This window comes from Plantibacter sp. CFBP 13570, from assembly GCF_014841395.1.
Taxonomy (GTDB): Bacteria; Actinomycetota; Actinomycetes; order Actinomycetales; family Microbacteriaceae; genus Plantibacter; species Plantibacter auratus.
On record NZ_JACYTW010000005.1, the window covers coordinates 1 to 14,308 of the forward strand.

Sequence of the window (14,308 nt, forward strand, 5' to 3'; positions counted from 1 at the left end):
ACCGCGGCCCATAGGGCGTCCTGCGGCCGCTCGGCATGCCGGGCGACCGGGCGGTCGACGGGGCTCGCGCGCCGAGCGACCGCGACCGGCAGCAACCGCTCGTCGTGCAGGACGGCCTTGACGGCGGTCTGCCCGACGTCGATCCCGAGCAGGAACCGCGACCCCGACTCGTGGGGTGCGCTGTGCGGCCCGTGCTCAGCCATCGGCGGCCTTCCGTTCGTCGTCATCATCGTCGTCGGGTGCGCCCGATCATGTTGATCTTTGCACCGATCCCACGGAATCGGAAGGCATATCGGACAGATTCGGATACGCTGGCCGGATCGGACGGAGCAGTCATGTACCCAGCAGAGCGTCACGCCGCGATCCTCGCGGGTGCCCGCGACGGCGACGGCGCCCTGTCGGTCGCCGAGCTGAGCAGCCGACTCGGCGTCACACCGGAGACCATCCGGCGCGACCTCGCGGTGCTCGAACGACAGGGGCTCATCCGCCGCCACCACGGTGGCGCGGTCCTCGCCCGACGATCCGCGTTCGAGCCCAGCCTCCAACGACGCCGCGAGGGCGAGCGCATCGAGCGCGCCGCCGTCGCCCGCCTCGTCGTCGAGCAGCTCCCCGAGGAAGGGGTCGTCCTGCTCGACTCCGGTGCGATGACCCTCGAGGTCGCCGCACTCCTCCCCCACGCCAGCCGACTCCTCGTGGTGACGAACAGCCTGCCGATCGTCGCTCTGCTCGGTGGCCGGCCGCGCCTCACCGTGCTCGCCCTGCCCGGGCGGGTCCGCGCCGTCACGCAGGCGACCGTCGGCGCGTGGACCGTCGAACGGCTGTCGGGGCTCCACGCCGACGTCGCCGTCCTCGGCGCCAACGGGGTGGGGCTCACCTCGGGCGCCACGACGACGCTGCCGGAGGAGGCCGAGGTGAAGCGGGCGATGCTCGGTATCTCCAGACGACGCATCCTCGCCGTCACCGCCGCGAAGTTCGCCACCACCTCGTTCCACCGGGCCGCGGGACTCGACGAGTTCGATCAGATCGTGACCGACGACGGGCTCGACCCGGACACCGTCGACGCGCTCGCCGAGAGCGGTCCAGAGCTGCTGCTGGCCACCACCTGACCATCCCCACCGGCACCGGGTCGATCATCCCGCGTGCACCCCGAGAGGAACCACCATGACGCTCGTCTCCACCGCTGCGCTCCTCGACGCGCAGCGCGCCGTGCTCGCCTTCAACGTCATCCAGCTCGAACACGGCGAGGCCATCCTCCGCGGCGCGGAGCTCGCGGGCCGGGGCGTCATCCTGCAGGTGTCCGAGAACGCGGCGAGGTACCACGGCGGCCTCGCGCCGATCGGGCTCGCGAGCCTGGAGCTCGCCCGCGAGGCCGGCATCGCGACCGCCGTGCACCTCGACCACGCCGAGGACGAGACGCTCGTCGAGGAGGCGGTGCGGCTCGGATTCACCTCGGTCATGTTCGATGCGGCGACCCTCCCCGACGAGGAGAACCGCGAGCGCACCGCAGCGGTCGCCCGCGCGGCTCAGGCGCAGGGCGTGTGGGTCGAGGCGGAACTGGGGGCGATCGGCGGGAAGGGCGGCGCACACACGCCCGGCGTCCGGACCGACTCCGGTGAAGCCGCGGCGTTCGTCGCGGGCACCGGCGTCGACGGCCTCGCGGTCGCGGTCGGCAGCTCGCACGCGATGACCTCCCGGAGCGCGACCCTCGACTTCGGCCTCATCCGCGAACTCGCGGCAGCCGTCCCCGTCCCGCTCGTCCTGCACGGTTCGAGCGGCGTGAGCGACGAGGACCTCGTGCGGGCGGTGGACGCGGGCATGCGCAAGATCAACATCTCGACCCACATCAACGGCGTCTTCACCCGAGCCGTCCGTGAGCGCCTCGACGCGGACCCATCACTCGTCGACCCGCGGAAGTACCTCGGCCCGGCACGCGACGCCGTCGCTGCCGAGGTCGTGCGGCTCCTCACCCTCGTCGCATAGGACTCGTCGCCGACCCGACCGTCAGTCGATCGAGTCGTTCACAACCAGTGGACGATGTCCGGGTCGAGGCAGACCTCGCCGAGGCCCTCGGTGGTGGTGACGCCGTCCGCGAACCGGATCACCACGGCCGGTCCCTCCATACGCACGTACTCGGCCCGGAGCCCGAGTCGGAACGGGACGTCGGTCGACGCGGCGGCCGCGCGGCTCGCGCGTTCGGGGACCGTGATGACCAGGCGGTGGGCTCGCCCCGCTGCATCGACGACCTCGGCCTCGATCCGTCCCGGAGCAGCGTCGGACAGCCGGCGCACCGCGGTCACCGCGACGATCACCTGGGTCATGTCGCGATTCTCGCATCCCGTGGAGGGTGGCGTCGAGGCGGAGCGGACCGGACGCAGCGCGACGGCGCCGGAGCTCGAAGCTCCGACGCCGTCGCGGTCTGGTGGTGCGGGGTGGCCGGCAGGCCTAGCCGCACTTGGACTGGTAGACGGCATCCTTCGCGTCGCCGTCGACGTTGTCTTTGGTGATGATGGTGAAGCCGGTCTCGATCTTGGCCTCGACCTTGTCACCGTTCAGAGCGGCGATCGCCTGGGCGACGCCGTCCTTGCCGATGGTGGCCGGCTCCTGAGCGACGAGCGCCTGGACGGTGCCCTCCTTCAGCTGCTTGACCTGAGCGGGACCCGCGTCGAACCCGACGATGGTGACCGAGTCCTCCTTACCGGCCTGCTTGACACCGGTCGCGGAACCTTCGGCCGCGAACAGGTTCGCTGCGAAGATGCCCACGATGTCGGGGTCCTTCTGGAGCGCCGCGGTCACGATCTCGGCAGCCGTGGACGGCTCGTTGTGGCTGTACTGCACGCCGAGGTCGGTGAACTTGTCATCGCCCTTCACCGCTTCCTGGAAGCCCTCGGCACGGGCGTCCGTGGTCGAGATGCCGGGGTCGACCGAGACCACGAGGACCTTGCCGCCCTCGGGGTGCGCTTCCTTGATCGCGTCGAACGCCGCAGCGCCGCCGCCCTTGTTGTCGCTCGAGATCTGCGAGACCGCGAACGACGGGTCGTCGACGGTGGTGTCGACGAGGACGACCTTGATGCCCGCGTCGGCCGCAGCCTTCAGCGGGGCCTCCATGGCCTTCACATCGGTCGGGGCGACGAGGATCGCGTCCGGCTTCGAGGCGACGACCGAGTCGACGAGCGGCTTCTGCAGCGTCGGGTCGAACTTCTCCGGACCCTGGGTCGTGACCGTCGCGCCGGCGTCCTTCGCCGCCGATTCGATACCGCACTGCATCGAGATGTAGAACTCGTCGCCTGCGACGCCCTGGATGAACGCGATCTTGTAGCCGTCGGAACCTGCGCCTGCGCTGCTGCCGCCCGAGCTCGCGCCACCGGAACAGCCGGTGAGCATGAGGCCTGCCGACGCGCCGAGCGCGAGGACTCCGAGAACTGACTTCTTCCACTTCATTGTGATTACCCGTTTCTCTTGAACTGCTGGACTACTGGGATGGTGCGGGGGGGGTGTTGATCTGTGTAGGGGGTTATTTCTTCTTCCTGCTGACGAGGGCTCGCCAGAAGCTGGTGGATCCACCGCGGGCTGCGGAGGAACGGCGGACCTGGTCGACGTAGACGGCCAGGATGAGGACGGCGCCGACCGCGACCTGCTGCCAGAACGGCTGCACGCCGGTGATGACGAAGCCGTTCTGGAGGACGGCGGGGATGAACAGACCGACGACGGTGCCGAAGATCGTCCCGTAGCCACCGAAGAGCGAGGTGCCACCGATGACGACCGCGGCGATGACGTTCAGGTTCGTCTGCGACTGACCGGCGATCGCGGTGGTGCCGAACTGCGACAGCGACAGGATGCCGGCGAGACCCGCGAGGCCACCCGAGATCGCGTAGATGCGGATGAGGTGACGGTCGACCTTCACGCCGACGCGTCGTGCCGCCTCCTCGCTCGATCCGACCGCGTAGGTGTACAGGCCGAACTTCGTCTTGTGGAGGATGAGCGCACCGATGATGACGACGACGAGGGCGATGACCGAGATGATCGGGACTGCGCCGAAGATGTTGCCGTACCCGATCGAGTCGGTGAGGACCGAGGGCACCTCGCGGATGTCGACACCGCCGGTGAGGATCTGGGCGAGGCCGAGCGCCATGCCGAGGCTACCGAGGGTGACGATCAGCGGCGGCACCTTCGCCTTGGAGATGAGGATGCCGTTGAACGTGCCCCAGAGGATGCCGACGCCGATCGAGACGATGATCCCGACGATCGCGGTCCCCCAGTCGTCGCCGCCCATGGCCCGCATCGTCGTCGCGGACACGACGCCCGAGAAGACGAGGACGGATCCGATCGAGAGGTCGATGCCGGAGGTGATGATGACGTAGGTCATGCCGACGCCGAGCACCGCGAGGATCGAGGCGTTCTGCACGACGAGCCGCAGGTTGGACAGCTGCGCGAAGGTGTCGGGCGCGATCGCGGAGAAGATCGCGATGACGACGAGGAGGACGATGAAGATCTGGAAGGCCTGGGCCTTGAAGAGCTTCCTGATCGGGGTCTCCCGATCCTTGGCCGTCTCGATGGCGGTCGTCTCCGGCCCCATCTCGGCCTGCTTCACCGCGCTCATGCGACGTTCCTCGTGCTGGCACCGGTCATGAGACCGACGAGTTCTTCCATGTTCGTGTCCTTCGTGTCGACCGTCGCCGCGCGGTGGCCGAGCCGCAGCACCTGCACGCGGTCGGACACCTCCATGACGTGCGGCATCGAGTGGCTGATGAAGACGACCGCGATGCCCTTGTCGCGCACCCGGCGGATCGTCTCGAGCACGTTCTTCGTCTGGCGGACGCCGAGGGCGGCCGTCGGTTCGTCGAGGAAGACGACCTTGTTGGCCCAGTGCACCGCGCGGGCGATGGCGATCGCCTGGCGCTGCCCACCGGACATCGCGCCCACCGGGTCGGTGAGCGAGCGGACGGTCGCGCCGAGTTCGTCGAAGGCGTGACGCGACTGCTTGCTCATCTCCTTGACGTTCATGAGGCCGAGCAGCCCGCCGAGGCCAGGCCGCATGATCTCGCGGCCGAGGTAGACGTTCTGCACGGGATCGAGGTGGGGCGCGAGTGCGAGGTCCTGGTAGACCGTCTCGATGCCGAGCGCGCTCGACTGCATGGGCGAGGTGAGGGTGATCGGTTCGCCTTCGAACTTGATCACGCCGCTGTCGACCGCGAGGTTGCCGGAGAGTGCCTTGACCAGGGTGGACTTGCCCGCCCCGTTGTCGCCGATGAGGGCGGTGACCTCGCCGGGGTAGACCTCGAAGTCCGCTTCGTCGAGGGCGCGGACGTGCCCGAACTGCCGGGTGAGGCCTCTGGCCTCCAAGACGGGAGTCGTCATGTCGTTCTCGTTCCTTTCCAGCCGGCCCCGGTGGACGGGTCCGGCGTGTGGTGGCTGTCGTACCGCCGTTCGGGGCGGTGGTGTGTGGTGAGCTGCTGCGTGATCGTGGGTCCTGCGTCGAGGGGTGGCGTCATCGGATGCCTCCCGATGCGAGGGTCGCCGGCCAGCCCGCACCGGGGCCGGCGGCGAGCACGGTCCCGGAACCGCTGACGGTCCAGGGCCCGAACCCGGCCGGGACGGCGAAGACCTCTCCGGCGGAGAACTCGACAGCCTCGGCGCCGGTCTCAGAGACCAGTGCGCCTGCGCCGGTGAGCGCGAGGGCCACCGAGAAGCCGGCGACCACGGGCGCGCTGCCGTCGGTGCCGGGCGCCACGGCAAAGAGCTGGAAGTAGGGGTCGGCGGCCTCGGGCAACAGCGACACCGGCGCGTCCGTCCGGGCGTCGAGGTCGTGCAGCACGACGAGGTGTTCGATCTCGGACTGCGGGAGTGCCGTCGTCGACACCGCGCCCATCACGGTCTCGAATCCGAGGCCGAGGTGGGACTCGTCGCGCGTCGAGGTCGTGACCGACCACTCGAGGAGGATGGAGAGGTCGGTCGGTTCCTGCACCTCCGCGAGGAAGATGCCGCCGTCGATCGCGTGGGCCGTGCCGGCCGGGACGAGGATGCCCATGCCGCGCTCGACGACGATCCGGTTCATGTGCGACAGCATCCACTCGCTGTCCTGGGCGTCGCGACGACGGTCGAGTTCGTCGGGGTCGACGTCCTCGCTCCATCCGAGGTGGACGGCCGAACCGGGCTCGGCGTCGAGGATGAACCAGGCTTCCGTCTTGCCGTAGGCGCAGTCGAGGTGGGAGGCGGCGAACGCTCGATCCGGGTGGACGTGGACGGGGAGTCGCTGACGGGCGTCGAGCAGCTTGACGAGGATGCCGGTGTCGGCGGCGTCGGTGCCGTGATCCTGTCCCGCCCCGGTCCACTGCTCCGGGTCGGCCGCGACGAGGTCGCGGAGGAGGACGCCGTCGACGGTGCGGGCGAGGCCGATGGCACCGCCGGGCTCCTGGTCGGCGCGGCTCACGGTCGCCCCGAGCCACTCCTCCGGCTGGAACTCGCTCTGCTGCTCGATGCCGCGCAAGCCGGCGATGCGGTCACCGCCGCGGTAGAAGTGCTCGATGAGGTTCGGCGCGAGTCGCGTCGGCTGGGCGAGCCTCGTGGGCTGGGTCGTGCTCATGCTGCTGGTCCTCCGACCATGCTCGTGGTGGACGCGGTGCGCGCGTCCACGGTGTGACGCTGTGCCGGGCCGGGGATCTCTCCGGAACCACGCGACACCAGGGAGGTCGGGACGACCCACTCGCGCGGCTCGTCGGCCGGTGATTCGCGCAGTTCGAGGAGTCGTTCGATGGCGGCGGTCCCGATGACGAACGGATCCTGGTTGATGCAGCTGACGGCCGGTCGCAGGACGTCGGCGAGGGTGAAGTCGCCGAACGCGATGTGCGCCGTCCCCTCCCGCCCGATGCGGTGCAGGGAGGTCGTCAGGCCGATCGCCGCCTTCGCGTTCGACGCGAAGAACGCGGTGGGCGGGTCCTCGAGTCCGAGCAGGCGCTCCGTCTCGGCGGCGTAGTCGAGCGAGCCGTCGATGGTCCAGGAGACGAGCGACGGGTCGAGGTCGATGCCGGCCTCGGCGAGGACGTCGGTGTAGCCCTGGTAGCGCCGACGGATGGTGAGGAAGCGTTCGTCCCGGTCGTAGAAGGCGATGCGGGTGTGGCCGAGCTCGACGAACTGGCGGATCGCGAGCTGGGTGGCGGCGTAATCGTCGACCACGACGCTGTCGAAGGCGGCGAGCGGACGGTCGACGGCGACGACGGGCGTCACGTTCCGGAACGCCTCCAGGTAGGGCAGCTCCGCAGCGACAGGGGCGATGATGACGCCGGCGACCTGGTGGCCGGCGATGAACCCGGTCAACTGGTCGCGCTCGCGCCCCTCGTCGAGCCCGGTGCTCGCGACGAGGACGCTGAGGCCCTCCTTGAGCGCGCGGGCTTCGATGGCGCTCACGAGCGAGGCGAAGAACGGGTCGGCGAGCGAGTCGATGAGAACGCCGATCGCGCCGCCGGTGCCGGACTTCAGGGAGCGGGCGGCCGTGTTGGGCACGTACCCGAGGCGATCGATCGCCTCGAGCACGCGGCTTCGGGTCTCGGGGTGCACGGACGGTTCGCCGTTCACCACCCGCGAGACGGTCTTGATGCTGACGCCGGACTGCGCAGCCACATCCTTGATCCCGGGCGGCCGCATCAGCGGGTCCCCATGACGGGAAGCGGAACGGGTCGGACGTCGCAGCCGGTCCGGAGCGACGGGACGTGCGCACGTGTCCGGATCGGACTGGTCGCGGTGATCGCGGGGTTGCAGGTGCCCATGGGCTCCACCTCCTGACAGCGTTGTCATCGGTCGGGGTGGTGCAGCTGCAGAACCCCGTCGTTCCTTCGTGCGCCTATACTGACCGCAGACCGACAACGTTGTCAAGCAACGTTGTCTGAAAGAGATCAAATTCATTTGGAACTCGCATCGAAGAGGCGTTCAGACCCTCGGATGCGGGTCACCACCCCGGAATCATCGAGGAGTCAGCGTGATCGTCGTCGTCGTCGCAGGAGCAGCCGGAAGCGGCAAGACCACCCTCGGACGTGAGCTCGCCAGGGCCCTCCGACTCCCGCTCCTCGACCTCGACACCATCACCAATCCGTTGCTCGACGGTCTCGGTGCGGTGACCGATCCCGACGGCGCCGAACCGCTCCACTGGAACGACGCGAAGCTGCGCCCGACCATGCGCCCGGCACGGTACGCGGCCCTGCGAGCGGTCCTCGCCGACCAACGCGACAGCGGTGTCGGCGCGGTGCTCGTCGCACCCTTCACCGCAGAGCTCCGCGGCGGCGCCGAATGGGACGCGCTCGTCGAGGCCGCCGGGCTCGTCCCGAAGGTCGTCTGGCTGCACGCCGATGCCGCCACGCTCGCAGCCCGCCGGGCCGAACGCGGTGCCGAGCGGGACACGCACATCGTGGACCCGTCCACCGACACCCCACCCGCCATCGAGCACCTGTCGATCGAAGCGGCGTTGTCCACCTCGCAGCAGCTCGCCGCCGTCCAACGCGCGCTCGGGCTCGGACGGACCATCGAGGCCTCCGCGCCGATCTTCGACCAGGTCTTCGCCGCCGGGCTCTTCGACCTCGACGGGACCCTCATCGACTCGACGCCGGCGGTGAACCGGTCGTGGGCGCAGCTCGCCCGCGAGTACGGCCTCGAGGGCGACCTGCTCGCCGCGGGACACGGCCAGCCCGCCGCCCAGGTGCTCGCCGCGATCTTCCCGCCCGAGCAGGTCGCCGGAGCGCTCGCACGGATCATCGAGATCGAGGCCGACGAGGTCGCCGACGTCATCGCGCTCCCGGGGGCGGCGGAGGCTCTGGCAGCGCTCGGCGACGACGCGAAGGCGATCGTCACGAGTGGCACGAGGCTCATCGCCGGCAACCGGATCGCGGCCGCCGGCCTCGTGCGGCCGGAGGTCGTCGTGACCTTCGACGACGTCACGAAGGGCAAGCCGGACCCCGAACCGTTCCTGCTCGGCCGCACCCGGCTGGGCTTGGAGTCGCAGTCGTGCGTCGTGTTCGAGGACGCACCGGCCGGGCTCGCCGCAGCGCGCGCCGCCGGCTGCTGGACGGTCGGCATCGCGGGTACGCACGAGGCGCACGAACTCGATGCGGACCTCGTGATCGACGGCCTCTTCCAACTGCGGCTCGAGCCGGTCGCCGAGGGCGGGTTCCGACTCGTCCCGGCTTCGCTCGGCTGAGCGGCAGCCCGATGCAGGGGCCTGTCGACGGGCCTCCGAGTACCCTCCCCACCGCACGTCGACAACCGTGCACCTTCGCTCCCTGAGCCTGTCGAAGGGCCTCCGAACCCCTCCTCGATCGTGACGACTACCCCACGACGACGGCTCGTTCTCCGCCGCCGCCTCGGGCGGTTGCGATCCCCCTTGCCTTGCATCTGAAATAACACTGCTAACATATCGACTGCCATGTCGACCGTCGGAAACGCCCCCTCGCGCCAATCCCTCCGCTTGTTCTCCGCACTCGCAATAGCCGCGGCGTGGTTCGCCCTGTGGTGCCTGACCCCGGGCATCACCGGCCGAGGCCCCGTGCGTCTCCTGGTGCAGGAGGACACCGTCGTGGTGTTCCTCGAGTCCCTGATCGCCGGCCTCCTGGTGATCGCCATCGCCATCCTGCAGCGCACCCACACCCGTGAACTCTTCGCACCGTCCCGGCAGCGGTTCCTGTACGTCATCCCGGTCGTGCTCGCACTCGCGTTGCCGTTGCACTACGAGCTCGAGTTCCCCGTGCTGCTCTACATCTTCTGGATGACCGTCTCGGTGTTCTGGCAGGACTACCTGACCTTCGGACTCCTGCAACGCCATCTCGCCGCGCGCTTGCCGTCGCGCGCGGTCATCCCCGCCGTCGCCGTCCTGTTCGCCCTCGGACACGTCATCCTGCTCCCCGACAAGTTCGGGCTCGTGCCGAGCCCGCTCCCCGCACTGAGCATGCTCGCGCTCGGCCTCCTGCTCGCGTGGCTCCGTCACCGGTTCACGACGATGCACCTCATCCTGACGCTGCACCTGTCGTTCTACTTCGTCTTCGCGTGAGGTCAGGCCGCACGCCCGAACGCGACCATCGGCGAGCACCTCGACCGACTTGACGATCGGGCACTGAACCGCTGATCCTGCGGACGCTCCCACTGATCCCTTCCGCAATGCACCTCGACGACTGCGGAGACTCGTTCCCTGAGCCTGTCGAGGGGCCCACGAGCAACCTCCCCTCACCGCACCTCGACCGGCTCGGCGACCGCGTCACGGCCGGTCCCTGAGCTTGTCGAAGGGCACCCGAGCAAAGCATCAACTGTCGAATAAATACCCAGATCAAGGGCTAATTCGGTGCGCGTTCGAATGTCAGTGGTCCGTGTTTGGATGGATCCATGACCAGCACCGCACCGAACCCGCTCGCCGCCGCCGCGGCCGGGTTCGATGCGGTCTGGCAGGGCGCGCTCGATGCGATCCGTCCGGGCTCGGGTGTCGCGGAGCAGCTCGAGAACATGAACGACGAGGCGGTCCTCCGGGTCCTGGACGAACTCGGTGCCGTGCAGCATGCGGTCGAGGTCCTCGCCGCCCGCGTCGTCGGCGCGATCGCGTTGCGCCCGTCGCCTTCCCGCCGCGACGGCACGCTCGTGCGCGCCGCTGGTTACGCGAACCCGGGTGTCATGGTGTCCGAGCGGTGGCGGGTTGCGCGCGCCCGCGGCGCGGCGATCGCCGAGGTCGGTGCCGCGATCACCCAGCCGCGCGGGCTGCTCGGCGAGTTGGAGGAATGCCCGTTCCCGGCGGTCGCTGCCGCCCTCGAACCGGCACCCGGTTCCGACGCCACAACCGCCCAGGCCGACGGACCCAGCGGGTCATCCTCGTCGGCCACCACGGATGGTGACGCGTCCACTGCCCTCGGCAGCCCACGCTCACCCCTCAGCGTCGACGGTGCCGCGGTCATCGTCCGCGAGCTCCGCAACGCCGGCCGCATCTGCAGCAGAGGCGAGCTCGAGGCGGCGTCGGTGATCGCGGTCGAGCACGCCGCCCACGCGCCACTGCAGGACGTCACCCGCATCGCGAAACTCGTCCGCACCCGCCTCGACCAAGACGGCCGCGAACCCCGCGACGAACTCCTCCGCCGAGCGGAACGCTGCACCATCCACGAACTCCCCACCGGCATGACCCTCCTCCGCGCCGAACTCGCCCCAGAAAGCGCCGCCTTCATCCGCGCCGGCCTCGACGCCCTCATCGGCGCCACCCACCACAAACCCCACTTCACCCACCCCGACACGGCCGACCCCGCCCACCAACCCGACGGATCCGGTCACCCCATGCCCGACGGACCCACGCTCATCCCCACCGACCGGCGACGCGCCATCGCCCTCACCGAGACCTTCCGACACCTGGCCGGCTGCGGTCGCGCCGCCACCGAACTCACCCCCGTCACCGTCATCATCCGCACCGACCACGACACCCTCGAAACCGGCCTCGGTGCTGCCACCATCGACGGCATCGACGAACCCATCGGCCCCGGCGCCCTCCGCCGCCTCGCCGCCGACGCCAACCTCATCCCCATGGTGTTGAGCGGCCCCTCCCAGGTCCTCGACCTCGGCACCAGCACCCGACTGTTCACCCGCGGACAAAAACTCGCCCTCGCCGAACGCGACGGCGGCTGCGCCTGGACCGGCTGCACCCACCCACCCTCCTTCACCGAAGCCCACCACATCCGATGGTGGTCCCAAGGCGGACCCACCAACCTCGACAACGGCATACTCCTCTGCCCCTTCCACCACCACCGCATCCACGACGACCACTGGACCATCACCATCCAAAACGGCATCCCCTGGTTCATCCCACCCAGCCACATCGACCGCCACCAAACACCCATCCGAGGCGGACGCCTCCACCTCGCCGCCTGAACCAAGGCACCCGTCCGCCTGCACACCCGCCTGCCCTCCGACAAGCTCAGCGACCGACACGAGAACCACCCTTCGACAAGCTCAGGGACCGAGACGGGAACCGCCCTGCCTCGGACACACTCAGCGACCGACGCCGTCCTCGACAACCCAGCCACCCCGGTCCCTGAGCCTGTCGAAGGGCCCACGAACAACCGTTGAACCTGCCCTTCGACAAGCTCAGGGACCGAGACAGGAACCACCATGCCTCGTACACGCTCAGCGACCGACGCCCTACTCGACAACCCGGCCACCCCGGCCCCTGAGCCTGTCGAAGGGCCCACGACGAACCGTCATACCTGCCCTTCGACAAGCTCAGGGACCGAAACCGGAACCACCCTGCCTCGTACACGCTCAGCGACCGACGCCCTACTCGACAACCCAGCCACCCCGGTCCCTGAGCCTGTCGAAGGGCACACGAGCGACCACCTGCCCTTCGACAAGCTCAGGGACCGAGACGGAAACCACCCTGCCTCGTACACGCTCAGCGACCGACGCCCTACTCGACAACCCAGCCACCCCGGTCCCTGAGCCTGTCGAAGGGCACGCGAGCGACCACCTGCCCTTCGACAAGCTCAGGGACCGAGACGGGAACCACCATGCCTCGGACACGCTCAGCGACCGACGCCGTCCTCGACAACCCGGCCACCCCGGCCCCTGAGCCTGTCGACGGACCCACGAACAACCGTCATACCTACCCTTCGACAAGCTCAGGGACCGAGACGGGACACCATCGCGCATAGCCAACCTCAGCGACCGACGCCGACCTCGACAACCCGGCCACCCCGGTCCCTGAGCCTGTCGAAGGGCACACGAGGCACCGTCCGACCGCCGCAGGGTCACCCCGCGGCGACGACCTCTTCCACCGCCACCCGCGCACCGACGGCCGCCAGCCGCGCCCGGGCCGCGATGAACGCCTCGCGCAGTCGCGCGTCCGATCCGAGGTCGCCGAACACGACCTCCAGGTCGAGGAACGCGCCGGGGCGCTCCGCCTCCTGCGCGACGGCCGCCTGCAACTCGGCCAACCGCCGGTCGACCGGCGCAAGCTCCCGCCCATCGTCACCGACACCCTCGATGAACCGACTCCACGCCGCGAGGACGAGCGCCGAACGCGCGATCCCGCCGCCGGTCCGCAACTGCTCACGGACGACCGGGAGCAGGAACTTGGGGATGCGCTCCGAACCGTCGACGATCTGCCGCGCCAACGTGTCCTTGATCGCCTCACTGCCGAACCGGCGCATCAGCTCCGCACAGTACGCGTCGATGTCGATCCCCGGGACCGGCGCGAGCGTCGGCCTCGCCTCCTCGTGCATGTACCCGAGGAGGAACCGCGAGAACAGCTCGTCACGGCAAACGTCGTGCACGTAGGTCTCCCCCGCCAGCAGCCCCAGGTAGCTCATCGCCTGGTGGGAGGCGTTCAACAACCGGAGCTTCATCAGCTCATACGGCTCGACGTCCTCCACGAGCTGCACGCCCACCTGCTCGTACGGCGGACGGCCGTCCGAGAAGTCGTCCTCGAGCACCCACTGCTCGAACGACTCCGAGAGCACCGGCCAGCGGTCGTCGATCCCGAACCGCTCGGAGACGAACGCGCGCTGCTCGTCCGTCGTCGCCGGCGTGATGCGGTCCACCATCGAGTTCGGGAACCGCACCTCGGCACCGATCCAGGCGGCGAGCGCCGGGTCGATGCGCTCGGCGAAGGCGAGGATCGCGGTCCGGGCGACGTGCCCGTTGCCCTGGATGTTGTCGCACGACATGACCGTGAACGGAACCGCACCGGCGTCGCGCCGGGCACGGAGGGCCGCCGTGATGAACCCGAGCGGGCTCTGCGGCAGCGCCCGCGCTGGCAGCCCGTCGAGGTCCGCGAGCGTCGCACCGTCGCTCGGCTCGAACGCCCCGGTCGCATCGTTCACCCCGTAGCCGCCCTCGGTGATCGTGAGCGACACGATCCGCGTCGACGGATCGCTCACGCGTGCGAGGACCGCTCCCGGGTCGTCGGGAGCGAACAGGTACTCGACGATCGACCCGACGACGCGCGCCTCGATCTCGCCGTCCGGACTCGTCGTCACGAGCGTGTAGAGCCGGTCCTGAGCGCCGAGCGCGTCCCGCATGGCGGCGTCACCGGGCAGTGTGCCGACGCCGACGAGCCCCCAGGACGCGTGCTCGTCGCCGGGGAGCCCGAGCACGCGGTCGACGAACATCGCCCCGTGCGCACGATGGAAGGCGCCGACCCCGAAGTGGACGATGCCGGGTCGGATGGCCGAGCGGTCATAGGCGGGGACGGCCACCTGCTCGTCGAGAGCGGTGAGGGTGGCGTCGGAGAGCTGGGTCATGTGGTGCCTTCTCGTCGGTGAGCGGGTTCCGGGCGGTGCAGGTCGAGGGTGGTGCGGGTCGAGCG

13 protein-coding genes are annotated in these 14,308 nt (G+C 69.7%); 5 read left to right on the top strand and 8 right to left on the bottom strand.

Features of this window, described 5'->3' with window-relative positions; genetic code table 11:
• Window positions 1-203, bottom strand: a 203-nt coding sequence (locus IFT89_RS02970) for a hypothetical protein (RefSeq protein WP_202938173.1), incomplete at its 3' end; no start/stop codon positions are given.
• A gap of 132 nt (window positions 204-335) precedes the next feature.
• Between IFT89_RS02970 and IFT89_RS02975 the strand changes: the two genes are divergently transcribed.
• Window positions 336-1,106: a DeoR/GlpR family DNA-binding transcription regulator gene (locus IFT89_RS02975; RefSeq protein WP_192018467.1), complete on the top strand. Its 771-nt coding sequence runs from the start codon at window positions 336-338 to the stop codon at window positions 1,104-1,106.
• A gap of 55 nt (window positions 1,107-1,161) precedes the next feature.
• Entirely contained in the window at window positions 1,162-1,980 is an 819-nt protein-coding gene (locus IFT89_RS02980; protein WP_192018466.1) for a class II fructose-bisphosphate aldolase, read from the top strand.
• A gap of 38 nt (window positions 1,981-2,018) precedes the next feature.
• On the opposite strand, the gene IFT89_RS02985 is transcribed toward IFT89_RS02980, so the two are convergent.
• From IFT89_RS02985 to IFT89_RS03010, 6 genes are all read right to left on the bottom strand, one after another.
• Complete coding sequence (locus IFT89_RS02985) at window positions 2,019-2,318, bottom strand: hypothetical protein (RefSeq protein WP_192018465.1); 300 nt, start codon at window positions 2,316-2,318, stop codon at window positions 2,019-2,021.
• Between the two features lie 124 nt (window positions 2,319-2,442).
• Complete coding sequence (locus IFT89_RS02990) at window positions 2,443-3,438, bottom strand: ABC transporter substrate-binding protein (RefSeq protein ID WP_056013014.1); 996 nt, start codon at window positions 3,436-3,438, stop codon at window positions 2,443-2,445.
• A gap of 73 nt (window positions 3,439-3,511) precedes the next feature.
• Window positions 3,512-4,597 (bottom strand): ABC transporter permease, encoded by a 1,086-nt coding sequence (locus tag IFT89_RS02995; protein WP_085512287.1) that lies wholly within the window; start codon window positions 4,595-4,597, stop codon window positions 3,512-3,514.
• Complete coding sequence (locus tag IFT89_RS03000) at window positions 4,594-5,355, bottom strand: ATP-binding cassette domain-containing protein (RefSeq protein ID WP_079707372.1); 762 nt, start codon at window positions 5,353-5,355, stop codon at window positions 4,594-4,596. Before IFT89_RS03000 ends, IFT89_RS02995 begins: the two co-directional genes overlap by 4 nt.
• Before the next feature lie 130 nt (window positions 5,356-5,485).
• Entirely contained in the window at window positions 5,486-6,580 is a 1,095-nt protein-coding gene (locus tag IFT89_RS03005; RefSeq protein ID WP_192018464.1) for a class I mannose-6-phosphate isomerase, read from the bottom strand.
• Window positions 6,577-7,614, bottom strand: a complete 1,038-nt coding sequence (locus IFT89_RS03010; protein WP_159879498.1) for a LacI family DNA-binding transcriptional regulator — start codon at window positions 7,612-7,614, stop codon at window positions 6,577-6,579. Before IFT89_RS03010 ends, IFT89_RS03005 begins: the two co-directional genes overlap by 4 nt.
• Window positions 7,615-7,969: 355 nt before the next feature.
• Here IFT89_RS03010 and IFT89_RS03015 point away from each other — a divergent pair, with 355 nt between their 5' ends.
• The 3 genes from IFT89_RS03015 (at window position 7,970) to IFT89_RS03025 (ending at window position 11,874) form a co-directional block, all read left to right on the top strand.
• Entirely contained in the window at window positions 7,970-9,181 is a 1,212-nt protein-coding gene (locus tag IFT89_RS03015; protein WP_202938174.1) for an HAD-IA family hydrolase, read from the top strand.
• 225 nt (window positions 9,182-9,406) lie between these two features.
• Window positions 9,407-10,027 carry a CPBP family glutamic-type intramembrane protease gene (locus IFT89_RS03020; RefSeq protein WP_202938175.1) on the top strand — a complete coding sequence of 207 codons (621 nt, stop codon included), beginning with the start codon at window positions 9,407-9,409 and terminating at the stop codon, window positions 10,025-10,027.
• 329 nt (window positions 10,028-10,356) lie between these two features.
• Window positions 10,357-11,874 carry an HNH endonuclease signature motif containing protein gene (locus tag IFT89_RS03025; protein WP_202938176.1) on the top strand — a complete coding sequence of 506 codons (1,518 nt, stop codon included), beginning with the start codon at window positions 10,357-10,359 and terminating at the stop codon, window positions 11,872-11,874.
• An 875-nt stretch (window positions 11,875-12,749) separates the two neighbouring features.
• Here IFT89_RS03025 and IFT89_RS03030 read toward each other — a convergent pair.
• Window positions 12,750-14,243 carry a mannitol dehydrogenase family protein gene (locus IFT89_RS03030; RefSeq protein ID WP_202938177.1) on the bottom strand — a complete coding sequence of 498 codons (1,494 nt, stop codon included), beginning with the start codon at window positions 14,241-14,243 and terminating at the stop codon, window positions 12,750-12,752.
• Between the last annotated feature and the right edge of the window lie 65 nt (window positions 14,244-14,308).